General features: G+C 39.1%; 25 protein-coding genes. 8 read left to right on the forward strand and 17 right to left on the reverse strand.

Features of this window, described 5'->3' with window-relative positions; translation table 11 throughout:
* Positions 1-254 precede the first annotated feature (254 nt).
* The 3 genes from BUF13_RS06695 to bshC are packed head-to-tail and all read right to left on the reverse strand — an operon-like array spanning position 255 to position 2,895.
* A complete protein-coding gene (locus BUF13_RS06695) occupies positions 255-749 on the reverse strand; it encodes a hypothetical protein (RefSeq protein ID WP_073571010.1) in 495 nt (164 codons plus the stop codon).
* 17 nt (positions 750-766) lie between these two features.
* Positions 767-1,339 carry a 5-formyltetrahydrofolate cyclo-ligase gene (locus BUF13_RS06700; RefSeq protein ID WP_073571011.1) on the reverse strand — a complete coding sequence of 191 codons (573 nt, stop codon included), beginning with the start codon at positions 1,337-1,339 and terminating at the stop codon, positions 767-769.
* Positions 1,336-2,895 carry a bacillithiol biosynthesis cysteine-adding enzyme BshC gene (gene bshC / locus BUF13_RS06705; protein WP_073571012.1) on the reverse strand — a complete coding sequence of 520 codons (1,560 nt, stop codon included), beginning with the start codon at positions 2,893-2,895 and terminating at the stop codon, positions 1,336-1,338. The genes BUF13_RS06700 and bshC overlap by 4 nt, the downstream gene beginning before the upstream one ends.
* Before the next feature lie 201 nt (positions 2,896-3,096).
* Between bshC and BUF13_RS06710 the strand changes: the two genes are divergently transcribed.
* From BUF13_RS06710 to BUF13_RS06730, 5 genes are read left to right on the forward strand one after another with little or no spacing between them, the layout of a single operon-like run.
* Positions 3,097-4,332, forward strand: coding sequence for a M16 family metallopeptidase (locus BUF13_RS06710; RefSeq protein WP_073571013.1), 1,236 nt, complete (start codon positions 3,097-3,099; stop codon positions 4,330-4,332).
* A 1-nt stretch (position 4,333) separates the two neighbouring features.
* The gene (gene ispF / locus BUF13_RS06715) at positions 4,334-4,816 is read left to right on the forward strand and encodes a 2-C-methyl-D-erythritol 2,4-cyclodiphosphate synthase (protein ID WP_073571014.1); all 483 of its coding nucleotides are present in this window, start codon (positions 4,334-4,336) and stop codon (positions 4,814-4,816) included.
* Positions 4,813-5,496, forward strand: a complete 684-nt coding sequence (mnmC2, locus tag BUF13_RS06720) for a tRNA (5-methylaminomethyl-2-thiouridine)(34)-methyltransferase MnmC2 (protein WP_073571015.1) — start codon at positions 4,813-4,815, stop codon at positions 5,494-5,496. The genes ispF and mnmC2 overlap by 4 nt, the downstream gene beginning before the upstream one ends.
* A gap of 58 nt (positions 5,497-5,554) precedes the next feature.
* The gene (locus BUF13_RS06725; protein ID WP_134204400.1) at positions 5,555-6,055 is read left to right on the forward strand and encodes a hypothetical protein; all 501 of its coding nucleotides are present in this window, start codon (positions 5,555-5,557) and stop codon (positions 6,053-6,055) included.
* A 3-nt stretch (positions 6,056-6,058) separates the two neighbouring features.
* Positions 6,059-6,526, forward strand: coding sequence for a Clp protease ClpB (locus BUF13_RS06730; RefSeq protein ID WP_073571017.1), 468 nt, complete (start codon positions 6,059-6,061; stop codon positions 6,524-6,526).
* Here the strand turns inward: BUF13_RS06730 and BUF13_RS06735 are convergent.
* The 7 genes from BUF13_RS06735 to BUF13_RS06765 form a co-directional block, all read right to left on the reverse strand.
* Positions 6,523-7,035 (reverse strand): hypothetical protein, encoded by a 513-nt coding sequence (locus BUF13_RS06735; protein WP_073571018.1) that lies wholly within the window; start codon positions 7,033-7,035, stop codon positions 6,523-6,525. The genes BUF13_RS06730 and BUF13_RS06735 overlap by 4 nt on opposite strands.
* Before the next feature lies 1 nt (position 7,036).
* Positions 7,037-7,540: a hypothetical protein gene (locus BUF13_RS06740; protein ID WP_073571019.1), complete on the reverse strand. Its 504-nt coding sequence runs from the start codon at positions 7,538-7,540 to the stop codon at positions 7,037-7,039.
* Between the two features lie 78 nt (positions 7,541-7,618).
* A complete protein-coding gene (locus tag BUF13_RS06745; RefSeq protein ID WP_073571020.1) occupies positions 7,619-8,281 on the reverse strand; it encodes a phosphatidylserine decarboxylase family protein in 663 nt (220 codons plus the stop codon).
* A gap of 70 nt (positions 8,282-8,351) precedes the next feature.
* The gene (locus BUF13_RS06750) at positions 8,352-9,629 is read right to left on the reverse strand and encodes a Glu/Leu/Phe/Val family dehydrogenase (protein ID WP_073571021.1); all 1,278 of its coding nucleotides are present in this window, start codon (positions 9,627-9,629) and stop codon (positions 8,352-8,354) included.
* 70 nt (positions 9,630-9,699) lie between these two features.
* The gene (locus tag BUF13_RS06755) at positions 9,700-10,539 is read right to left on the reverse strand and encodes a phosphatidate cytidylyltransferase (RefSeq protein WP_073571022.1); all 840 of its coding nucleotides are present in this window, start codon (positions 10,537-10,539) and stop codon (positions 9,700-9,702) included.
* Positions 10,523-10,729: a putative signal transducing protein gene (locus BUF13_RS06760; protein WP_073571023.1), complete on the reverse strand. Its 207-nt coding sequence runs from the start codon at positions 10,727-10,729 to the stop codon at positions 10,523-10,525. Before BUF13_RS06760 ends, BUF13_RS06755 begins: the two co-directional genes overlap by 17 nt.
* Positions 10,713-11,657: a CPBP family intramembrane glutamic endopeptidase gene (locus BUF13_RS06765; RefSeq protein ID WP_073571024.1), complete on the reverse strand. Its 945-nt coding sequence runs from the start codon at positions 11,655-11,657 to the stop codon at positions 10,713-10,715. Before BUF13_RS06765 ends, BUF13_RS06760 begins: the two co-directional genes overlap by 17 nt.
* A gap of 37 nt (positions 11,658-11,694) precedes the next feature.
* Between BUF13_RS06765 and dusB the strand changes: the two genes are divergently transcribed.
* A complete protein-coding gene (gene dusB / locus BUF13_RS06770; RefSeq protein WP_073571025.1) occupies positions 11,695-12,690 on the forward strand; it encodes a tRNA dihydrouridine synthase DusB in 996 nt (331 codons plus the stop codon).
* A gap of 97 nt (positions 12,691-12,787) precedes the next feature.
* Positions 12,788-13,687, forward strand: a complete 900-nt coding sequence (locus BUF13_RS06775) for a DMT family transporter (protein WP_073571026.1) — start codon at positions 12,788-12,790, stop codon at positions 13,685-13,687.
* A gap of 17 nt (positions 13,688-13,704) precedes the next feature.
* On the opposite strand, the gene BUF13_RS06780 is transcribed toward BUF13_RS06775, so the two are convergent.
* From BUF13_RS06780 to BUF13_RS06810, 7 genes are all read right to left on the reverse strand, one after another.
* Complete coding sequence (locus tag BUF13_RS06780; protein WP_073571027.1) at positions 13,705-14,595, reverse strand: M23 family metallopeptidase; 891 nt, start codon at positions 14,593-14,595, stop codon at positions 13,705-13,707.
* 62 nt (positions 14,596-14,657) lie between these two features.
* The gene (locus BUF13_RS06785; protein WP_073571028.1) at positions 14,658-15,731 is read right to left on the reverse strand and encodes a DUF3810 domain-containing protein; all 1,074 of its coding nucleotides are present in this window, start codon (positions 15,729-15,731) and stop codon (positions 14,658-14,660) included.
* Positions 15,732-15,741: 10 nt separating this feature from the next.
* Positions 15,742-16,326, reverse strand: coding sequence for a NifU family protein (locus BUF13_RS06790; protein WP_073571029.1), 585 nt, complete (start codon positions 16,324-16,326; stop codon positions 15,742-15,744).
* 76 nt (positions 16,327-16,402) lie between these two features.
* The gene (locus BUF13_RS06795) at positions 16,403-17,137 is read right to left on the reverse strand and encodes a ThuA domain-containing protein (RefSeq protein ID WP_134204398.1); all 735 of its coding nucleotides are present in this window, start codon (positions 17,135-17,137) and stop codon (positions 16,403-16,405) included.
* A gap of 430 nt (positions 17,138-17,567) precedes the next feature.
* Positions 17,568-18,662, reverse strand: coding sequence for a DUF4249 family protein (locus BUF13_RS06800; RefSeq protein WP_073571030.1), 1,095 nt, complete (start codon positions 18,660-18,662; stop codon positions 17,568-17,570).
* Entirely contained in the window at positions 18,655-21,072 is a 2,418-nt protein-coding gene (locus tag BUF13_RS06805) for a TonB-dependent receptor (protein WP_073571031.1), read from the reverse strand. The genes BUF13_RS06800 and BUF13_RS06805 overlap by 8 nt, the downstream gene beginning before the upstream one ends.
* 61 nt (positions 21,073-21,133) lie before the next feature.
* The gene (locus BUF13_RS06810; RefSeq protein WP_073571032.1) at positions 21,134-21,955 is read right to left on the reverse strand and encodes a purine-nucleoside phosphorylase; all 822 of its coding nucleotides are present in this window, start codon (positions 21,953-21,955) and stop codon (positions 21,134-21,136) included.
* Positions 21,956-22,036: 81 nt separating this feature from the next.
* Between BUF13_RS06810 and BUF13_RS06815 the strand changes: the two genes are divergently transcribed.
* Entirely contained in the window at positions 22,037-22,561 is a 525-nt protein-coding gene (locus BUF13_RS06815; RefSeq protein WP_073571033.1) for an NADPH-dependent FMN reductase, read from the forward strand.
* Positions 22,562-22,563: the final 2 nt, after the last annotated feature.

Genomic DNA, 22,563 nt, shown 5'->3' on the forward strand with positions numbered 1-22,563 from the left:
CAAATTTGTAAAAAAATTTTCCCTTGACTTTTGAACCTTTCTCGAAAAAAAAATAAAACTATACCAGTTTTAAAAAATTTATTTCTGTAGAAACAAGTATTAAAACATGATTATTTGGAAATGAGAATATGTAAAATATTTTTTCATAGAAATTTTTAAAAAAAATAAAGAGTAGGGTCAAAAATTATTTACCTGAGTCCATTTTTTTGCCAAATCTTCAAAAAGTGGTTAAAAATTTTAGGAATTCAGCTTTTTTAAAATGAATATCTTAACGTAAAGGCTGCATCATCCTCCCATAAATCTGTAAAATCAGCAAAATTATATGCTGGTTTCCAGTAACCTCCAATATAAAAGTTGCTATGGTTGATATTATACTCCAATCCGACAATAGCATCTACACCAAAGACATTATAATCTTGGGTGATTTTATATTCCCAAGGTGGAATTCCCTTCCCTTTTTTCCACATACCATAATGCCCCCCTGCTCCAACATACCATTCCAGCCCATCAAATTCACGAATATCCCAGTGATGCTCGAAAAGCAATGCCCCAACCCATCCTTTCCATCGATTATAAACCAATAAGTCCAAAGCACCTGAATCAGTAATGAATTGCTTGACTGTACCGCCAACATTGGTGCCTCCAGTGACACCCACCATGGTATTATAGGCTCCGATTTGAGCCTGACTAGATTGACTATAGAAAAATATGGCACCAAAGAACAGCGCCATCAAAATCATTTTTTTCATAGGTTCTGTGATTAACCCTAAAATGTAAGAACTTTTGCCGGAGTAATACAAAAGTCCAATGGGATATCATGTTCTTCTGAAGGCAACATTTCCTCTGGCTCAAAAAAACTTAAACCAACTTTGATTGGATTATTAGTCAGACTTTCGAAAAAGCGATCATAATATCCTCGCCCAAAGCCTAATCTCATTCCTTTTTCATCATAGGCTAAGAGAGGTACAAAAATCAAATCTAAAAAAGGTTGTTGGACTTCCTCAAATTCGACTGGCAGAGGAATACCCCATTTATCCAATACAAATTGTGAATTGGGCTCTAAAGTTATAGTCAACAGATCATCACTTGAAATATCAACCATGGAAGTATATGGCTCAAATCCCTGTTCCCAAAGTGACTCTAATAAAGGAATGGTATCAACTTCCATTTGAGTCTTTATCGGTAAAAAAATATGGATTTTCTGGATAGAGCCTTTTTCTAAAAGCCATTTGAATGCCCTTTCACAAATTTGATTTGAAAGCTTTTGAAGCTCTACCTCTGAAAGACCCTTCCTTTTTTCTTTGTAAAGCTTTCTCCAGTATGATTTGGAACCACTCATGCTTCCAAGACCATCATTCTGAAATCCAATGGATCAAATAATGGATACAGCTTCATAATAAACTCCGGATCTTCTAGATAGAACTGCATCATATTGACTACTCGCTCTTGCGGACTTCCTCCTGGCTTGATCATTTCATCAATAGCATCCACTCTTTCCAAAGTAATATGCTGACGTCTTTCCTCAGCTTTTCTGAGTTTTTTACTCATTTGATCCAAAATCTTCAAGGACCTGACTTTTGCAGCCTCAAAGGAAGCACTCAAACTCTTTTCTAATTCTGCAGAGGAGTTTCCCCTCTCTTCAAAAAGCTTAGAAAGAACTTCTCTCTCAGCACTCAATTCAATATCCTCCAAAGCATGAGAAGCAACATAGTCCTTTTTCCATGCATTGAAATCCTGAAACAGACCATTAGGGGACCATCCCAATTGTTCCATTTTTTGTTTAGTCAATGGATTAATGACCAAAGCAAAGTTCCTTGGAAGCAATACTGGATAAGGAACATCGAATAAATCAAAAACACCTTTCAATTGAAGCCAATAAACAACTTCAGCCGGACCACCAAGATAAGCCAGATTTGGAAGAATCATTTCCTGATACAAAGGTCGGAGAACTACATTCGGACTAAATTTCTCAGGTGATTCTTCAATTAAGGATTCCAGTTCATCTTTTGAAAATTTCAAATTGGTATTTAATACCACATACTCTTCACCGTGTTGTTCAATTCTTTCCCTAGTGCTATTATCCAAGTAGAAGAAATTGATCTCACGAGGAAAGATCTGCCCACTATAACCTAGAGACTCTAAAGACTCCGTTTTCAAAATGGCTTCTTTATAAGGAGTATGGTCAAAAAGATCTGCCTTCATAACTTCTTTGAACAAGGCCTTCAATGAAGCATCATGCCCATCCACAATCAGTAAGCCCTTTTCACCAAACAATTCATGAACATACTTTCTTGCAGCTTCTTTTAGGGTTGTGCTTGAACTATAGGCATTTTTGAAAACCTCAGCAGCAAAAGGAACCGATTTTAAAAACTCTTTAAAATCTTTGCCTAGTTCAAAGTCTCCTACAGCTCCTGTTTGCTCGGATTTCCATTGGTATTTCTTTCCATCCAACTTGAAATAATTGATTTCATCAAAATCATGATCCTCGGTCGCCATCCAATAGACCGGAACGAAGTGATAATCCGGATAAGCCACCTTTAGCTCTTCTGCCAACCTGATAGTCGATACTATTTTGTAAATGAAATAAAGTGGTCCGGTAAAAAGATTTAGCTGATGTCCAGTAGTAACTGTGAATGTTTTAGAATCTCCTAAAGTTTCGATTTGTGAAGCTTCGATGTCAAAAAGTTCTATTCCTTGATATTGCTCTTTCAAGCTTTGACAGAGAATTTTTCTCTTTTCATTATTGAAACCTTTTTCTTCAATCGCTTTTTGAAAACTTTCAATTTTAGGAAGATGCCTATAAAAAGGCCTCAATTCGGCTTTTCCATCTATATAGTCTAAAAAAAATGAAGAAAACTGATTGGTATCTTTAAGATCTATACTGTGTTTTTTCATGGGTGATGGAAATATTTCTTTCGTATGCAAACTGGAAGAGCCTATCCAAAGTTCTATTTTTTCATTTAAAATCTCCTATTCTTATTTCAAAGGGCGATAGTTTCTTTGAAAATTTTATGGAAATGGAACAAATCATGGCAATTTAGCTTTTCCTAGAAAATATCTGATTGTTCAAAAAAGATTAGCTTTGCAGCCTTTATGATGCTACCCTATAATCGTTTTTTTCTTGACAATGGACTCGAGGTAATCGTCCATGAAGACCAAAGCAGCAAAATGGCTGTGTTCAACTTATTATATAAGGTGGGCTCAAGAAATGAAATCCCAGGTAAAACAGGATTAGCACACTTTTTCGAACATTTGATGTTTGGAAGCTCTGCCAATGTCCCCGTTTTTGATAGAGAACTGGAAAGAGTAGGAGGAAATTGCAATGCCTTTACTTCTCCGGATATCACCAATTACTATATGAATCTCCCTGCGGCTAATCTTGAAACAGCCTTTTGGCTGGAATCAGACCGTATGCTGCAGCTATCTTTGAATGATAAAACCATCGAGACGCAACGCAAGGTTGTTCTTGAAGAGTACAAACAGAGATACCTGAACCAACCTTATGGAGAGGTCTGGCATCATTTAAGAGAATTAGCTTATGAAGTCCATCCTTACAGATGGCCAACCATCGGGCAAAGTCCAGAGGATATCGTCGGATATACCAAAGATGATGTCTGGAGTTTTTACAAAAAACACTATGCGCCTAACAATGCTATCTTAGTAGTAGGAGGTGCGGTCTCTAAGGATCAGGTAGCAAAACTGGCAGAAAAGTGGTTTGGTCCAATCCCATCTTTTGAATTGAATCCCCATTTGATCCCAGATGAAAGCGAACAAGACAAAAAACGAATCAAAGAGGTAGAATATCCTGTTCCGACTGACGCGCTATACAAAGCTTTCAAAATGCCTGCAAAAGGTGAAGATGGCTTTTTGGAGGCAGATTTAATTAGCGACTTGTTGGGATTTGGCAAATCTTCCATCTTGGAACAAAGGCTGGTCAAAAACGGGAAACTATTCGCCTCTGCCGGAGCCTATATCTTAGGTTCAATTGATCCAGGATTACTGATTTTCTCAGGAAAAATGGAAAAAGAAGTTTCTGCTAAAGAAGCTGAAAAAGCACTTGATGAAGTGATCCATGATTTTCTTCAGCAGGAAGTTTCAGAAGAGAACTTCCAGAAAATCAAAAATCAAGGTAGAGCGATGAAAACTTACGAGTCTATTCAGCTCATCAATCGGGTCATGAATTTGGCATTTTATGCTAATTTGGGGCATCCAGACCTTTATTGGGAGGAATACGAAAAGAAATCTAAAATAGGACCGGATCAATTGATGTCCTGGTCCAAAAAACTTCTAGACGAGAAGCAAGCTTCCGTTTTATATTATCAAAGCAAATAAGATGAATGCATTTCGAGTAGGATTTGGCTACGATGTACACCAGCTCAAAGAAGGTTATGATTTTTGGCTTGGCGGAATCAAATTGGAACATGAAAAAGGTGCCGTTGGACATTCTGATGCAGATGTTTTGATCCATGTGATTTGCGATGCTCTACTTGGGGCCGCAAACATGCGTGACATCGGATTTCATTTCTCTGACAAAGATCCGAAATACAAAGGCATAGACAGTAAAATCCTCCTTGCGGATGTCATGAAACTAATTCGTGAAGCTGGCTATGAAATCGGAAATATAGACACGACTATTTGCCTTCAGCAACCTAAAGTCAATCCACATATTCCAGCCATGAAAACCTGTTTGGAAGAAGTAATGAACATCCCTGAATCATCTATTTCCATCAAAGCCACTACGACTGAATGGCTAGGGTTTGTAGGAAGAGAAGAGGGCGTTTCAGCATATTGTGTCGCTTTAATCTATCAGGTATGAGTGAAAAGGTAAAAATCATCACAACAGAGGATGGCTCTCATTCTTTGTATCATGAAGGCTTAAAGGAAACATATCATAGCTTTCACGGAGCTTATAGAGAATCTCTACATGTGTTTATGCTTTATGGCTTGGATACCTGGCTGGCTGAAAATCCTCAAAAATATCCCATTCGGATTTTTGAAGTAGGATTTGGGACAGGATTGAATGCTTGGCTTACCTTGGTTTGGGCGGAACAGAACCAGATTCCTGTACTGTATCATTCCATAGAGCCCTTTCCACTAAGTGAGGAAATATATTCCCAGCTGAACTACATCGACCAAAACGATGGAATTTGGCATTATCACAAATATTTTGAGGCATTGCACAAATTTCCATGGAATGAAGGCGGGCCTGTTTCAGAATATTTCAATTTCAAAAAGGATCAAACTACTCTTCAAGACACTCAACTTTACCCAAGTGATGTTGTGTTTTTTGATGCTTTTGCACCAAGCAAACAGCCCGAATTGTGGGAATTTAGCCAATTGGAGAAGGTTTCTAAATCCATGAAGTCTGGAGGGCTCTTCACGACCTACTCAGCATCTGGACAACTGAAAAGAGATCTTAAGGCTTTGGGACTAGAAGTAGTCAATCCTCCTGGACCTCCGGGTAAAAAGGAGATGACACAGGCATGGAAGAAATAAATCGATGAGTTGGAACGAGGTTTGGAAAATTGTGAATACGATTTAAACTTCTAAACCAATGAAATCTACTTTATTCTTTTGGATGCTTTTTCTTCCACTTACTATCAATGCAAGTACTGCCTTGGATCAACTTTTCGAAAAGAGAGGCCAGCTTTATTTCGAGTTGAAAAATCAAGCCAATACAGAAAGCTTTGGAATTCAATTCACCAGCAATGGAGATGCTTCTTTGATGCGGAAAATTATGGAGATAGACAATGCTATTATCCAAAAACTCCAACTCGAACAGAGTATTGTAGATGCTGAAGAATTGACTGATGCTGAAAAATATAAAACCATTGCTTTCTCCCAGGAGAAAGACATTCAGCACCTTAAATCCGCTCTAGAAAGAAAGACTCAAGAATACAATCAGTCTGGTTTTGAAATCAGAAAATTCAGGCATGGTACTTGGATATTCTTTTTTGGAATGCTGTTTTTTTGCAGCCTTTATTTAAAAGATAAAATCAATCTAAGAGATTGGAAAGGTAAAATATTCTCCCTGATCCCATCTGAATCACATTAGAACATGAAATTGCTTCTTCTTCTTTTTCTTCTATTCTCCCCACTTCAAGATGAAAATGCCAGTGCAAAACTTGAGCGACTTGTCGAAGAAAGACAATCACTTCACGCTCAATGGCAAGCATCAGAATCCAAGAAATCCGGGATTTTTGGAAATCGCACCAAAAAAGACATGAAGGAAACTAATGATTGGCTGGAAAGAATCATCAGCAAGGACAATCAAATAGTGGAAGAACTGAAGCTGAGTGGAAAGATTGAAACCGCAGTAATCGGACAAGAAAAAGACGATTACAAAACCATCACTTTAAGCTTAGAGCAGGATGTTCAGGCACTCAAAAGAGCCTTGGGAGAAAGAGATAAAACCATCGAAGAAATGCTCTCCAACCGTAGAACTTTCGAATGGACTACCCTAATTTTTTTCCTAACAACTTTGGGATTGGGATATTGGATTTACAGAGGCAAAAAAGGAGCTTAATTCGACCTTTCGTATTTTTTCAAAATAGGGCAATCACCGTTATATGACGGACAAGAAAATGATAAATCAAGCTCCAGCTGATTTTCCGATAAACTCCATTCTGCAAAGTCATCCCCAAAAGAAAAATCTATTTCAAATTCCCTTAGCTCTTCCAAAGGAGCGTAGAGTGGTCCTTCATCAGGATGATGATACATATAAACTTCAAGCCCGTCTATTAATTGGTAATCGATAATTTCACCCTCCAAGAGATAATCGAAATTATAAATAATCCTATAACCTAAATCAGACCCAAATTCGGAATCTCGGAAAGTCTGCCGCAACTGGTAAGTACTATCTGTTAAAAAATCTAAGGTTTCCACTGACCAAAGCCCCAAAGAATCGACATAGACTCGGTTTTCCCACTCTCCAATCAATGGGCCTAGTGGCTCTTCATCCTGATCTGAATTACAAGAAAACATCAAAGGAGCGCTCAGGAGTACTACTCCTAAAATCAATAGTAGCTTTTTCATCTTAATCGACCTTTATAAAAGTAACAACAGGAAATTCTATACAATCCGAACCTTCATTAGTCTGCCAGCATTCTTCTTGAAAATCAAAACTTTTAAAATCTGCAGCAAATGTCAATGGACCTTTTGGAACCCTGAAAAAATCAACAATTGCAGGTTGCAAATTTGCCAAATCATCTGTGTATCGCGGACCAGATTCACCACCCCAATAAAATAAAACATCATCGTAATAATATCTAAAAATCCCCTCCTCAAAATTATACCAAGATGTTGTTGTCATTCTATAACCGAGAGTTGAACCAATTTCATTTTCTCTGACTAGAGAAGTCAAATCAAAAACACTGTCATTTTTGAATTTGTAACTGTCCACAAACCACAAATCCAGAGAATCAACGTAATCTCTTACCTCCCAAGTCCCGATCAAGGGGCTCAAAGGTTCTTCTTTATCCTGACAGCTAAAAAGTGAAACTGATAGGGCAAAAAGCATTAAATAAAAAATAGATTTCATAATAGGTCTCTTTAGTTGATACACCTATCACGAAATCTATTTATAAAATGATACAATTGAAATGTATCTATTTTAAGATTAGGATTTTAATCTAGCAATTGGCGTCCTACCTCCTTTGGTCACTTGCTCCAAAGAAACTAGAATCTCAGCATCCAATGGCAAATACAAATCTACTCTTGAGCCGAATTTAATAAAGCCAAATTCTCCATTTTGCTCCAATTGGTCTCCTTCTTTGACATACCATTTGATTCTTCTAGCCAAAGCTCCGGCAATCTGTCTGACCATGATTTGAGTACCATTTTTCATTTTGAGCACCATGGATGTACGTTCATTTTCTGTGCTGGACTTAGGATGCCAAGCCACCAAGTATTTACCTGGATGATATTTAAAAAATTCCACTTCACCTTCTACAGGGGAACGATTCACATGGACATTGATAGGAGACATGAAAATGGAAACCTGCTTTCTTTTTTCCTTTAGGTATTCATCCTCTACTGCTTCTTCAATCACTACCACTTTGCCGTCTGCTGGCGCATAAACCAAGCTATCATCTTTAGGAATTTGGAAGATAGGGTTTCTGAAAAACTGCAGAATGATCAAATAAAATACTGTACTGACAATCAGACTGAAATTCAGCCAAAATCGGGCATCGGGTAAATAGTAATACAATGCATAGTTGGCTGCTACTAAAATGATCAAGAGCCAAAATAAAAGAACTCGTCCTTCGCGATGTATGGTCATAGTATAAATGATAAGAGGCGTAGATCAAATCTACGCCTCAAAGATAAGTGATTCTATTTATAGATCGGCCTTAGAAGCCTCCTCGATAAGTATATGTTTGAGCTACTTTATCAATCGCCACGATATAAGCCGCAATCCTCATCGGCACATCGTATTTCACAGCTGCTTGGTAGACATTCTCGAAAGCATCTTTCATGATTCTATCAGATCTTCTGTTTACACGGTCAGCAGTCCACTTATATCCCAATCGGTTTTGTACCCATTCGAAATAAGAAACTGTCACACCTCCAGCATTTGCCAAAATATCTGGTACAGCCATGATGCCTTTTTCATTGATAATTGCATCCGCTTTAGCAGAAGTTGGCCCATTCGCTCCTTCGACGATCAATTTAGCCTTGATATCATGGACATTCTTGGCCGTGATCACATCTTCTACAGCGGCAGGTACCAATACATCGACTTCCAAAGTCAACAAATCCATTGCATTGTCCATCTTGTCTCCTCCTTGGAATCCTTCAAGATGACCGCCATTAGCATCCCTGAATTCAATTGCCTTAACAATGTCAATTCCTTTTTCATTGTAGAAAGCACCGGTATGATCAGAAATCGCAACAATCTTTAAGCCTCTTTCTTCCAAAAGTCTAGCTGCCCAAGACCCTACGTTTCCGAATCCTTGAACCGCACAAGTTGCTTGGAATGGATTGATTTTCAACTTTTGCATCGCAGCAAGTGCTGAAACCATTACTCCACGACCAGTTGCTTCTGTTCTTCCTAGTGAACCTCCCAAGACGGTTGGTTTTCCTGTCACTACTGAGTTCACGGTCATTCCTCGTGCTTTGGAGTATTCATCCATCAACCAAGCCATTTCTCTTGGTCCGGTACCCATATCAGGGGCAGGAATATCTCTATCAGGACCAAAATCATCGATCATAGCCTTCGTGTAAGCACGCATCAATCTTTCGATCTCTCCTTTGGACATCTCTCTCGGATTGCAACGTACGCCACCTTTTCCACCACCATAAGGGATGTCAACTACCGCACATTTCCAAGTCATCCATGCTGCCAATGCTCTTACTTCATCAATGTGTACATCTGGTGCAAATCGAATCCCACCCTTAGCAGGACCCAAAATGTTAGAATGTACGACACGAATTCCTTCGAACACCTGAATCTTACCATTGTCCATGGTAATAGGTAGTGACACGATCACTTGACGGGCCGGATTTTTCAACACGTTGTAAACTTCATCAGACAATCCCAGCTTCTCAGCTGCAATGTTGAATCGTTCCATCATTGACTCCAGTGGATTCTCTTTATCCTTAATCGGAGCCGGTTCAATGTAAGCCATATTGGGTTTTTATTATGATAGTGAAATGCGACGCAAAATTAAATAGATTTTTAGTTTCCCCCGCCTTCAATTAGAAGATTTTCAAAAAGGCGGTAATAAATGGGGCCGATAATAACAATCCGTCAAAACGGTCCATAAATCCTCCATGTCCTGGAAGTACCGAACCTGAGTCTTTGATTTCAATAGATCTCTTAAAAAGTGACTCAATTAGGTCTCCATATGTACCTGCTATAATGATAATCCCAGCGATCACCAACCACTTCCAATCCTGAATGGAATGAAAATATCTTGCTATCAAAAATGAAACGGCAATCGCAGAAAACGCTCCTCCCAAAAAACCTTCCCAGGACTTTTTAGGTGATACTCTTTCAAATAGTTTGGTCTTCCCAAACTTGGTTCCTGCAAAGTAGGCTCCTGTATCACTTGCCCATAGAATAAGCAAGCAGCCTAATAGAATCTCGTAATGATAAACTTTGTCCACAGAAAACACTGCAAGGTTTAGCAGTGAAAACGGAACTGCCACATAAAAGATTCCTAAATAGGTAAAAGCTACGCCTGTAAATGGCTTTTTATCGGTCTTTTTATAGAGTTTGATAAAGAATACCAAGGATAGGATTGGGAAAATCAGGAAAAGGTATTCGTTGGGAAACTGCTCTTTCTCAATCAGGAACGTCACCGTAAAAGTCAACAATCCCAAAATCGTCCCGAAACTCTTTAATGGAAGCATTCCATCCAAGCCGCAAAGTTTATAAAACTCCATTTGCGCAAAGCCTAGAATGCAGGCAAACACCAAGAAATAAGTCCAGTCTGAGAAAATAATTGCAGAAATTACCACTACAGCTCCTATAGCGGCGGTAATTGCTCTTTGACCCAGGTTGCTGTAATTATTAATATTAAAACGAGATCTCATTCTGGATAATGTTTGTTGCTTTTAGGAGGTTTTCGCGACTGACGTGAACTTCATTCATCCCAAAAACATTATACACTGTCTCTTTTTTATTTAAGACAACAGCTGGGATTTCATTCTCCTCCAGCACCCCTTTTACGATTTCAGCCCTTACAGGCACTTCAGTTTCATAGACTTTAATCCAATTCTCCATCCGGTTCGGGCTTATTTTTTTGAAGGTAATAGATTCCCGCAATAAGGACTAATAATCCTACCAAAGCCATAGGATAAGACACTGTATCTGTGGATTCAATATCAAATTCTATCATTCCTTGATTGGAAGCATAGACCATTAAAACAGTAAAAGTATTATTGATAATATGGGCTAAAATAGGATAAACAAGACTTCCTGTGAATACATACATATATCCGAACATCGCGCCTAAGAATACTCTTGGCAAAAAGCCGTAGAACTGTACATGGATAGCAGAGAAAATAATTGCCGACAACCAAATTCCCCAATGCACTGAGCCAGTATATAAATGCATTTTTGGCTGGAGTACTCCTCTAAAAAACATCTCCTCACCGATTCCTGCCAAAACCCCAATCACCAAAATCCCCGCCAGTAACTCTGGGATCGTCTGGAAATCTGTCAAATACTTGGTCATCTCCATCAACTGCTCCTCCATGGATCTCATCCATGCTTCCAATGAAGCCATAGATTCCGGAAGTACCATTTGAGAATTCCAGTAAATCAACAGTGCATTGAAGAACATTCCTCCAAAAGTAATCCCAAGTGCAACCCAGAATTTCTTGTTATTGAACCGAGAAAGCTGCAAATCCCATTTCAAATTCGCTTTATCTAGCCAATGAATAATAATCCAAGCAGTTAGCCAAAACCCGATACCTGAACCTAAACCTTGTATAAACAACATTGCCATCCGTCCATTTGGGATGGTATCATCCCCTTGCATCAAGGACATTATTTCCTCAATTGAGATATTAAAAAGGGGAACCGCGAGAGCTAAGGCTATTCCTTGAAGTAAAATAAGGACGCCAAGTGACACTAAAACAATGACTACCAGAGCCAAGAGCCAGCTTTTCCGCTTGGCTATTTCTGAATGAGTTTCGTAAATCTCCATATTTGGACGTAAATTTACGCCAAATTTATAATTAGCAGTGGTAAAGATAGGAAACTTAGAACTCGGAGATTATCCCCTTTTACTAGCACCCATGGAAGATGTGAGTGATCCACCATTCCGTGCAGTATGTAAACAAAATGGAGCTGATTTAATGTACACCGAGTTTATCAGTTCGGAAGGGCTCATTAGAGATGCTGCCAAAAGCGTGCAAAAACTGGATATTTTCGACTACGAAAAGCCAATCGGGATTCAGATTTTCGGAAATGAAATCGAATCAATGAGGGAAGCAGCGGAGATTGTGGAGGAGGCCAAACCAGATATTTTGGATATTAACTACGGCTGTCCTGTTAATAAAGTAGCCTGTAAAGGTGCTGGCGCTGGAATTCTATTGGACATCGATAAGATGGTGTCAATGACTGCTGAGATCGTCAAGGCTGTAAAGATTCCAGTGACGGTAAAAACCCGTTTAGGCTGGGACAATGATACAATTCGCATCGTTGAGGTTGCTGAAAGACTCCAAGATGTAGGAATCCAAGCTATCAGCATACATGCAAGAACCCGAAAGCAGATGTATAAAGGTGAAGCTGATTGGTCTTATTTGAATTTGGTGAAAGACAACCCAAGACTTCATATCCCTGTTTTTGGAAATGGAGATATTGATACGCCAGAAAGAGCTGCTGAATACAAAGCAAAATACAATGTGGATGGAATGATGATCGGAAGGGCATCAATCGGCTACCCTTGGATTTTCAATGAAATCAAACATTATCTCTCCACTGGCGAAAAACTTGCCGCGCCTACCCTAGATGAAAGAATTGCAGTAGCTAAAAAGCACCTAGACTTCTCTGTAGAATGGAAAGGTGAAAAACTGGGGATATTAGAAATGAGAAGGCATTACACCAATTATTTTCGAGGCATGCCCAACTTCAAACAATACCGAACTGAAATGGTCACCTCAGACACTTATGAGGAGGTTTGTGCGATCTTGGATCAAGTCGCCAAGGTTTATGCAGACTACGAATTTTCCGTTTAAATAATTGAGCCTTAGATTTTTTGTCTAAGGCTTCTTTTTTTAATGCTAATCTAGATTGGATTTGCTTTTTTTGCTTTCGATTTCAACCACCAGCTGAATGTCCACAGGCACCTCCGAAAACAACTTAAAAAATTGGTCTTATTTAGGCATCCTAGCTTTGGTTTGGGGTAGCTCATTTATTTTGATCAAGAGAGGCCTAGAGGTTTTCTCTCCAGGTGAATTGGGAGCGTATCGAGTTGTTGCCGCTGCGACTTTTCTTCTTCCTTTGTCACTTCCTCGCGTTAGACATCTTAAGGCCAGCCAAATCCAAAATTTGATTTTGGTTGGCTTAGTCGGGAGTTTTATCCCGGCATTCCTTTTTGCAAAAGCTCAAACACAACTTTCGAGCTCCCTGACAAGTGTTTTGAATGCTTTGACTCCATTATTTGTGGTTTTAGTAGGCTGGATTTTCTTTGGATCTAGGATCACCAGACAAAACCTTATTGGCTTAGCGATCGCGTTTATTGGGGTAACAATCTTAGTCATGGCCAAAGAAGGCGCTGGATTCGGAGCATTTTCAGATATCAATGCCTATGCGTTTTTTGTGATCCTTGCCTGCACTTGCTATGGATTCAATTTGAACCTAATCAAATTCAGATTTGATGAATTAAAACCCATAGAAATCACAGCTATTTCCCTGTTGATGGTTTTACCAGTAGCATTGATCTATTTGATGATGGGGACTCAGTTTTCCTACAAACTAGCAACTGTGGATGGAGCTTGGAGAGCATTAGGATATGTTACTTTATTGGGAGTAATGGGCACAGCTTTGGCGCTGATCCTTTTCAATATGATGGTCAAGACAGCCAGTCCTGTTTTCGCCAGTTCGGTAACTTATTTAATCCCAATTGTAGCCATCATGTGGGGCGTTTGGGATGGAGAAATCCTTCTTTGGGGCCATTATTTAGGATTTGCAGCCGTGATTTTTGGAGTCTGGGTTGGGAATCGGAAGAAGTAGCTATTCCTTAGAAGTAGCTATTCCTTCCTATAAGATTTGAGTTCTTTCTTTGTCATTTCCTGAGTTATAACTTCCTCTGGAAAAGTCACCTCAAAAGGGCCGTAATTTTCCAAAAAAAACGACTGCCCTTCAACAGCAAATTTTACAGGAATTGCTTCATTTTTTATTGATCCTTCTTCGTCCTTCACCACCACATAGACTAACATTCTAACATGCTTACCATGTTGATAATTCTCTCCTGCAGAGGTAGCCAATACATCACCAGGGAATACTTCCTGGCCCAATTTCACTTTCTGGGAACCTGATTTCAAAACCATGATTTTGGTAATCTTACCGTCTTCATGGTAAATCTCAATAAAATTTTCAGATCGATTAAAATCCAGTTTTTCTGAGGAGCCTTCATTTTCCATACTCATAGCAGCAATAATTCCTTTTCTAGGAGCAACAATTTCCACTTCTTCATCAAATAAAAAGGCTAAACCAGCATACTCATCTTTTTCTTCTTTGGGCTGTAGGACGTTTTCGATATGAGTCATTGATGAGGCTCTAACCATAGCTCCTTCTTTGACTGGAACTAAGTAAATAGGCTCGCCTTTAGTTTTGCCGTAAATGTTCCCTTTTACATAAGTGTATTTATATGAATAATTAGTTCTTCTTGTGGATAAAACTGGTCTGAGGGTAGTTAGTTTTCCTTTACCAGGATAAGCTACTGCTATAACTCTAGGACCACTGGATGTAGAAAGGTTCAATAAAACAGGAAACTCTAACAATACCGTATAGGTCATTTTGCTATTATTGGTATAGGTTAAAGTAATTATGCCTTTATCGTCTCTTTCCGATTTTACTTTGATTTGAGAATAAGCAGAGAAAGAAAAAGTCAATACTAAAAAGGTAAATAAGTATTTCATTGAAAATGATTTTAGGATAGAAAACTAAAACCATCTTATAAAATTTCAAATTTTTTATCGACTTAAAATTCTTTCATCCTCTCACGCCAAGCGAAAGCAAGCATTGGCAATTGCTGATAGCTGTTAATCCCAGCTTTGACACCTTGTGATTTCAGGAAAATATCATTGGTCTTCTGACTCAATTCGATGGAAATAGGCTTATACTTTTCATTCATAGCCTGGATTGCCCGAATGTCATTTTTAATTCCTTGATCCAAAGTCTTGACCCACTCTTTATAATCTTCGGGAGCCATTTTATAATAATCCCGAACTTGATACATCAGCAATCGAAGATGTCCAGAATAGCGTAGAAGGGGATCTGGAGAGTTTGTACTTATCACCCAAGCGATAAAATTCGCCTCGCCCTCATTGGTCACTCCGTAACTGTGGGCCATTTCATGAGCAACAGTAAAAGGCTGCTCCAAAGGATGCAAAGAAGGATCGATATAGCTTTCACCTGTGTAAGGAAAGTAGATACCCAAAATCCCCATTTTTCTCATAAATCCCGGAGGAGGAAATAATTTAGTTCTAGGTTTACCTGTAAAATTCAACCCTAACACATCCAGATTCTCACCCATGTTATTTCTAACAACCCTTTCCAAATCTGGGTAAGAAATAATTCCTTCGATTGCTGAAGTATCTCCAGTTAATAGATATCTAGATTGAGTTGCCAATCTTTGGGTAATCCTTATCTCAGACTCCACCTGTTCCAAATTCAAGGATTTCGGGGTTAAAGAAAGTTGCTTAAAAATCGGGGTTCGCTGATAATTGAAGCCCCATAAGACCAAAAAGAAAAAAACTAAGGCCCCGAGAGCGTTCAGCAAAGACCTAATTGAAAAAATTGCTTTAGACTTCCACCCTTCTTTTTTCAGAAATCTTCTAAGAAATATTCCCAAAAGAATAAGTATGGATAGTATAAACAAATAAACGCTGGGGAATGGCAGATACCCCAGCGTTTTATCAATCACATTCCGGATTACCGGAAAGAATTTTCTAGAATAGATTTCATCTGTTGCCTCTGGATATTGAGCAGCGATCCATCGAATACCTAAAGCAATTAAGCCTAATAGTGCCCAGGACCAATCTCTCTTACCCATCAATCAACAATCAAATACCTTCTGCTTCCACTTCCTTCACATCATCAGGAAGCATACGGGTTAGCAAGTTTTGAATTCCGGCTTTCAAAGTGATCGTACTAGAAGGACATCCAGAACAAGAACCCTGAAGCAATACCTTCACAACGCCGTCTTTGAATGAATGGAACACTATTGCTCCTCCATCTTGCTCAACAGCAGGTCTGATGTATTCATCCAAAATCCCTTTGATCTTCTTGACCACTTCAGAATCATTTTCATCAAATAGAGGATCCTTGTCCAAAACTACCTGAACTGGCTTTTTACCAGCTTCTAAATAATCTTTGATATGATCTCTGATGATATGCTGAATTTCTGGCCATTCCACATCTTCAGACTTGGTTACGGTCACAAAGTTGGAAGCTATAAATACCCGCTGAACAGCAGCAAAATTGAATAATTCTTTCGCCAAAGGGCTATTTTCAGTGCTTTTCTCATCTGGATAGTCAAAGCTAAGACCATCTTCGACCAGCATGAAATTGGCCACAAATTTCAAAGAGTTCGGATTCGGATTTGCCTCCATATAGAGGTGAACCGGTTTAGCTTGTGCTTTTAGCATAAGTCTTTCGTGTTTTTTTGAAATAAACCCTTTGCAGGGGGATTAGTTCCTGCAAAGGTAATTTTCCTGAGGGAAATTATTTCATTGGCTCCCCAGTAGCTGCATACCAGATGCCACCAGCTAAGTGTTTTAGGAAGTCAGCGTCTTGATATGCTGATTCTACGTGGCCCAAAGCAGTATAGAAAACTCTACCGCCATCAAATTCATGATACCAAGCCATTGGGTGATTATCACCATTCCCTTTGGCCGGCTTGTAAGTGCTCTCATCAGCCTTGATCAATACTTTGATATCAGGATTGATTTCTCTGAATTCATACAACTCATCATACCACAACCAGTTTTTAGGCAAATGCCAAGTAGCTGGATGGTTTTGATCTACCACTTCCAATCTCAAGGTCTGCTGAGCCGGGTGAGTCAAAAAGTAAGCGCCGATCATTTTATTATACCAAGGCCATTCGTACTCTGTATCTGTAGCGGAGTGAATACCCACTACGCCTTTCCCACTTTGCACGAATTTTTGAAAAGCAGCTTTTTGTTCTGCATTGAAGATGGTTCCTGTAGTAGAAGCTAGGATTACAACATCGTATTTTTCGAGATTTTCATCTGTAAAAGCACCCGCATCCTCAGTCACATACACTCCAAAACCTTGGGTTTTACCCAAATTTTTCAAAGCCACTACTGCATCAGGAATAGATTGGTGTCTAAATCCTGCAGTTTTACTAAATACAAGAGCTCGGAATTGCTGAGCACTAGCCACGAAGCTTAAGCAGAAAAAAACTGCAAAGGCTGAAAGGAATATTTTCAGTTTCATAGGTTTTGGGTTGAATTTGTAAAGATTCGAAAATACAAAAACATCAGGCTTTAAGCCTATTTTTTTTACAATAGGCGAATTTAGCTTTATGATCATCTGCTATCCTTCAAAAAACCAATTATGGCCGTTTAAGTCTTAGATAATTTATACCAGAAATAAAGTGAATTTTTAAAGTAGACATGTTAAAACCATAGCATGACCAATCCAAAACCAATATTTCACCACTATAAAACCACTATTAAATTGGTTTTATAGTGGTGAAGTACTGATAACAGTTAGGTTCTTGGCTTTAATCCACATGACTTTGATACGGATTCAATCAGTGATAGGTGTGGTCTTTCTAAGCTTTGGTGACGGAGCTACCATTTGTCAACAGCAAGCATACTAAATCACTTGTATCGGGAATAGTAATAAATCAAAATTTGAGGATTTACTGGTCAAACCACCAATGAGGAGTATTATTTGTACTCGAAGGAAATTCACTACAGCGGAGGCATGTTTTCGGATAATCGTCAATTGGCCTTGCGGGATCATAGGTACAAACTGCCTCAACCACAAAAGAGACATCACCTGGAACGGTGTAAATCCTACTCTGGGAAACCCTAGCAATTTCAAAATAGCCTAAAACCACCTCATCGGGAGATTGAGCATTGTAAATATTGCCTTTGATTGGAGCTGGTGGAGAGTCAAATACTGAACCTGAATTATTCACCAATTCACGGACTTTTCTCCAATACTCATAAGAATCCTTGGAAGTACTAACCTGTCGAACATTGAAATAATGCCTACTCAAAAAGGACTCATCTACCTTTCTTTCTGCCACCAACTGAACACTGCTTTCCTGCTCAGAATCGACATTTTCACCGTTGAAAAGAGTAATTCTTTCAGGATCAGGGAATCCAAAAACATAGCAATCTGGGGGAGGATTATTAAATGGGTTAGGAAAAAAAGTCAGATCCCAATAATAGGCCTCATCCACATCCCATCTTAAGTAATAGGAATCATCAGTCTCAGGCAATTTAGTTTCTGAATAAATTGATATAAAAGCTATTTCAGGTGATCCTTTGAATTCCCCTCTTTGAAACTCATAGGTCAATTCATCTTCACCAACAGCGTCAGGCATTTTTTGAGGATCAGTTCGATATTCATTGCCACTTACTAGAATTTCTATATGGTAATAAACTCCATCCTCCAATTTGTAAGAACGATCCAGCGTGTATTTCCCGTCTTCGGACATATTCAAAAGAACTTTCTCCTCACGGTCATTTACCAAGTAAACCATAGCTGAAGTCACAGGTCTGGGTAGATCGTTTAACACATAATATTGACCGGTGTAAAGAGGCTCCCGATCCTCAGAGGTAGTTTCAGAAATGAAAACATATTGATCCTCATCCAGATTGCTTATTTGTCCAGAGACTACCAGTTTGGCAACTCCTTTATCCAGGGGAAAAGTAATCTGATCCACACAGGAATTGAATGATAGCAGCAACAAAACAAGTGAAAAAAGGAATTTCAACTTATTCATCTGCACCTCCTCCAAATTGAATACTGTATGAAATTGAAGGAAATACGGCTCCCAAAATTGAAAGTCTATAGGGTCTCAACTGACTGGTATCTCCATCCTTTTGCCAAAATACAGAATAGGCATTTCGCTTTCCAAGAAGGTTATAAATGGAGAGATTCAGACTATCTCCCTTTTTGGAAAAGACCTTTTCAAGCGTATAGGAAACATCCACCCTAAAATAATCCGGGATTCGATACTGATTTCTGTCGCTATATTCTGGGATCACCAGTCCATTGATGATGTAATTGGCATTGACAGCATTGACTGGCCGGCCTGTTGAATAGTTGACACTCAAATTGAATAATCCCCGAGGATACATTTTTCGGCTGAGGATAAAATTCACCTCGTGTGGTTTATCGTAATTACTCGGGTACCATTCTCCTCGATTGATTTGAGTTTCCTCATATTCTCCCAGACTTCTGAAAAATGATCTGGAATAAGTGTAGGCCAACCAGCCAGTGATCACACCTAGATTCTTTTTGATCAAAAACTCAGCGCCATAGGTTTTTCCTTGCCCAAAAACCAATTCCGTTTCCATATGCTGGTTTAAGAAAACCTGAGCAAAATCTCTGTATTCAACCTGATTTTGCACTTTTCGATAAAAGCCATCGATAGAGAACTCCCATTTGTTATCCTTTGAATTCCGAAAGAATCCCATTGAAAAATTATCAGATTTCTGTGGCTGAATGTAAGGTGTGCTCAATTGCCAAAGATCAATTGGAGTCGGGCCAAAAGTATTGCTGATCGACTGGATATATTGATAGAGTCGGGCGTAGCTAAGCTTCAAAGAAGCATTTGCAGTTAAATTTTGGCGAATTGCCAATCTGGGTTCGAAACCAGAATAAGCTTGGATTGAACCCTTTTCATATACGGTTTCTCCGATGATATTTTCTTCCAAGATCGGAGCAGAAGCTTGATATTGAAATACAGTATCAGGCCCTAGATGATTGTAGGTAGAGTACCTCAGCCCCGCTACTAATCCTGTGTTTTTAGAAATATCCAACTCCAAACTGCTGAAAACAGCCGCTTCCAATCCTCTTTCCTTTTCTATTTTCTCTGAATTGATATTCGATTCCGAATTATATGGACTGAGAATTTCCGGCTGCCCTTTATAATTCACCATTTCCATTCCAGATGTGATCGAAACAGCTTCATTTGCCCAAGTAGCACTTAGCTTCGCCTGTTGGTATCTCATCCCATTGTCCACTCTTGCGGCATCCAAGCCTTCAGGATCAAAAAAGGCATTGTCAAAATCTCCATCTGCTATCAAGGCAGATACGGACCATTTTTCTCCTATTATTCCTTTGTATCTCAAAGAACTGACCCGATTAGACCAATCGTAGCCAAACTCATTGGAGAATTTGAAATAATCTCCCGTCAGCAAGGTGTTGAATTCTAGACTATGCCCCTGAGCGAGATTCCAATTCAATCCCAAATAGGCGTCATGAAAGTTCAATTTAGAGTTTTGAAGATCGTAGTCCCTAGCTTGTTTCAAAAGCCAATTGGTATTGGAAATTCTGCCTCCGAAAATCAAACTGAGCTTTTCTTTTTTCAATGGCCCTTCAATAAGAAGCTTTGCATTCGAAGTACCGACTCCAGCCGCTCCTTTCCAATCACTCATGTCTCCGGGTCGCATTAAAATATTCAAGGCTGACCCTGCTCTCCCCCCAAAGTTCGCCGGAAGATTCCCTTTATACAGACTGAAAGTCTCAGTTACATCAGTATTGAAAGCAGAAAGAAAACCCAAGGCATGGTTGGAACTCAAGACTATTGCCTCATTCATCATCAATAGATTTTGATCTGTTTTGGCACCACGGACATTGATTCCGGATGTTCCCTCTCCGACTGTACTTACACCTGGTAACAATTGGAGTCCTTTGAAAATATCGGCTTCTCCAAGAAATGCCGGAATTGCTTTAAGCTCTTGAGCTGTGAGTTTTGTCAATCCGGTGATAGGGTTTCTGACATTCCGATCTGGCTGATCAGACATCACTACTACACCTTCCAATTCAAAACTTTTCTCCTTCATGCTAATGTCAACGACTCCATTATCAAATAGAATTACTTCTGTAAAAACCGGAATTCGGGAAGAATGGCGAAAAGTAACTTTGTGAACTCCAGGCTGAATATTGATAAAGTATGTCCCGTACTTATCCGTATTGACTCCAGAGTAAAATCCATCCACATGGAGTCCTACACCTTCAATTCCTTGCTTTGATTCGGCATCTAAGACCTTCCCCGTCAAAACATAATTTTCGGGATGAACTGCTTCCTTTTTTCCAAATTCGAAAATCAATGAATCTACCTGGGAAAAAGAAAAATTCACCAGGCTAAGCCAACAAATAAAAAATAGGATAGTGGGTTTATTCATTGATGCTTAAAATACATCAAATTGACTAAACCATTCTAAAATTGAATTAAAAGATCATTTCTTAATCCAAAGAAGCAATCAATTCTTTCATGACATTAGCCATGATGGGTTCAGCCACAGCAGCAGCAGCCAATACTTCCTGAATTGTAATTCTTTTGATTTTTCCCTCCACTCCCAAATCTGTAATGGCAGAAATCCCAAAAACTTCCAAGCCTGTTTGATTTGCAACGATTACCTCAGGAACTGTACTCATTCCCACTGCATCAGCTCCGATTGTTCTCAAATATTTGTATTCAGCAGGTGTTTCCAAATTTGGACCTTGCACACCGGCATAGACACCCGTATGAAGTTTTACTCCCAATTTTTCTCCGATTTTTAAAGCCTTTTCTATCAGTTTTTTTGAATAAGCCTCACTCATATCTGGGAATCTTGGTCCGAACTCCTCTGGATTGTGCCCTCTCAATGGATTTTCTGGAAACAAATCAATATGATCTGCAATAATCATCACGTCTCCTACTTCTTGTGCTGGATTCAATCCACCCGAAGCATTGGACACAAATAGCCTTTTCACCCCCAATGCCTTCATCACACGAACAGGAAATGTTACCTGCTTCATGCTGTAGCCCTCGTAGTAATGAAATCTACCTCTCATGGCTACCACTTTTTTCCCAGCCAGAGTTCCAAAAATTAATTTACCAGAATGGCTTTCTACTGTCGAAATAGGAAAATGGGGTATTTCAGAATAATCAACTTCCAATTCCACATCGATCTGATCACCTAATTTCCCCAAACCAGTACCTAGAATTATTAAATTCTGAGGATTATCAGGATAAAGGTTCTTAAGAAATTGAGCTGCTTCAGCGATTTGAGATTGATAATTCATAGGAAAAGTGATTTGAAGCAAAGATATTAATATTGCCCTTTCAAAGAACTCTAATTCAGCATAGCTTTCAAATCAAAAGAAATGATCAAGATCATAGTCGGTACAAATCGTAAAAATTCAGTTTCCAAAACCATTGCAGAACTCTATCAGGAAGTCTTAAAATCAAAAGGAGCAGAATCTGAAATTTTGGAATTAGAGGATTTACCTGCTGATTTTATCGATACAGCTTTGTATGAAAACAATGGAAAAAATGACGCTTACAATGCTTTTCATGACCGTCTTGAAGAAGGTAAAAAGTTCGTTTTCATCGTCCCTGAATACAATGGTTCTTTCCCCGGAATCTTGAAAACTTTTATCGATGGGATGAATTATCCCAACACCTTTAAAAACAAAAAAGCCGCATTAGTCGGCCTTTCTTCTGGAATCGGCGGAGGTGGCATCGCTTTGAGCCACCTCACCGATATATTCCATTACCTAGGGATGCATGTCCTTGCTCTAAAGCCTAAACTGGCCAAAATAGAGCAGAATATGTCAGATAACCTGCTCACCAACAGGTTGTATTTGGAACTTCTGCATTCCCAGGCTGAGATGTTGCTTGACTTTTAGGA

It is taken from the genome of Algoriphagus zhangzhouensis (assembly GCF_900148515.1).
In the GTDB taxonomy this organism is placed as follows: domain Bacteria; phylum Bacteroidota; class Bacteroidia; order Cytophagales; family Cyclobacteriaceae; genus Algoriphagus; species Algoriphagus zhangzhouensis.

Coding starts and splice junctions, on each gene's coding strand:
- BUF13_RS06730 (WP_073571017.1), top strand. CDS start 6,059: ATGAAATTGCTTCTTCTTCTTTTTCTTCTATTCTCCCCACTTCAAGAT.
- BUF13_RS06795 (WP_134204398.1), bottom strand. CDS start 17,137: ATGAAACTGAAAATATTCCTTTCAGCCTTTGCAGTTTTTTTCTGCTTA.
- ispF (WP_073571014.1), top strand. CDS start 4,334: ATGAATGCATTTCGAGTAGGATTTGGCTACGATGTACACCAGCTCAAA.
- BUF13_RS06800 (WP_073571030.1), bottom strand. CDS start 18,662: ATGAATAAGTTGAAATTCCTTTTTTCACTTGTTTTGTTGCTGCTATCA.
- BUF13_RS06760 (WP_073571023.1), bottom strand. CDS start 10,729: ATGGAGAATTGGATTAAAGTCTATGAAACTGAAGTGCCTGTAAGGGCT.
- BUF13_RS06815 (WP_073571033.1), top strand. CDS start 22,037: ATGATCAAGATCATAGTCGGTACAAATCGTAAAAATTCAGTTTCCAAA.
- BUF13_RS06725 (WP_134204400.1), top strand. CDS start 5,555: ATGAAATCTACTTTATTCTTTTGGATGCTTTTTCTTCCACTTACTATC.
- bshC (WP_073571012.1), bottom strand. CDS start 2,895: ATGAAAAAACACAGTATAGATCTTAAAGATACCAATCAGTTTTCTTCA.
- BUF13_RS06700 (WP_073571011.1), bottom strand. CDS start 1,339: ATGAGTGGTTCCAAATCATACTGGAGAAAGCTTTACAAAGAAAAAAGG.
- BUF13_RS06780 (WP_073571027.1), bottom strand. CDS start 14,595: ATGAAATACTTATTTACCTTTTTAGTATTGACTTTTTCTTTCTCTGCT.
- BUF13_RS06765 (WP_073571024.1), bottom strand. CDS start 11,657: ATGGAGATTTACGAAACTCATTCAGAAATAGCCAAGCGGAAAAGCTGG.
- mnmC2 (WP_073571015.1), top strand. CDS start 4,813: ATGAGTGAAAAGGTAAAAATCATCACAACAGAGGATGGCTCTCATTCT.
- BUF13_RS06710 (WP_073571013.1), top strand. CDS start 3,097: ATGCTACCCTATAATCGTTTTTTTCTTGACAATGGACTCGAGGTAATC.
- BUF13_RS06695 (WP_073571010.1), bottom strand. CDS start 749: ATGAAAAAAATGATTTTGATGGCGCTGTTCTTTGGTGCCATATTTTTC.
- BUF13_RS06745 (WP_073571020.1), bottom strand. CDS start 8,281: ATGACCATACATCGCGAAGGACGAGTTCTTTTATTTTGGCTCTTGATC.
- BUF13_RS06735 (WP_073571018.1), bottom strand. CDS start 7,035: ATGAAAAAGCTACTATTGATTTTAGGAGTAGTACTCCTGAGCGCTCCT.
- BUF13_RS06805 (WP_073571031.1), bottom strand. CDS start 21,072: ATGAATAAACCCACTATCCTATTTTTTATTTGTTGGCTTAGCCTGGTG.
- BUF13_RS06740 (WP_073571019.1), bottom strand. CDS start 7,540: ATGAAATCTATTTTTTATTTAATGCTTTTTGCCCTATCAGTTTCACTT.
- BUF13_RS06785 (WP_073571028.1), bottom strand. CDS start 15,731: ATGGGTAAGAGAGATTGGTCCTGGGCACTATTAGGCTTAATTGCTTTA.
- BUF13_RS06810 (WP_073571032.1), bottom strand. CDS start 21,955: ATGAATTATCAATCTCAAATCGCTGAAGCAGCTCAATTTCTTAAGAAC.
- BUF13_RS06790 (WP_073571029.1), bottom strand. CDS start 16,326: ATGCTAAAAGCACAAGCTAAACCGGTTCACCTCTATATGGAGGCAAAT.
- BUF13_RS06755 (WP_073571022.1), bottom strand. CDS start 10,539: ATGAGATCTCGTTTTAATATTAATAATTACAGCAACCTGGGTCAAAGA.
- BUF13_RS06750 (WP_073571021.1), bottom strand. CDS start 9,629: ATGGCTTACATTGAACCGGCTCCGATTAAGGATAAAGAGAATCCACTG.
- BUF13_RS06775 (WP_073571026.1), top strand. CDS start 12,788: ATGTCCACAGGCACCTCCGAAAACAACTTAAAAAATTGGTCTTATTTA.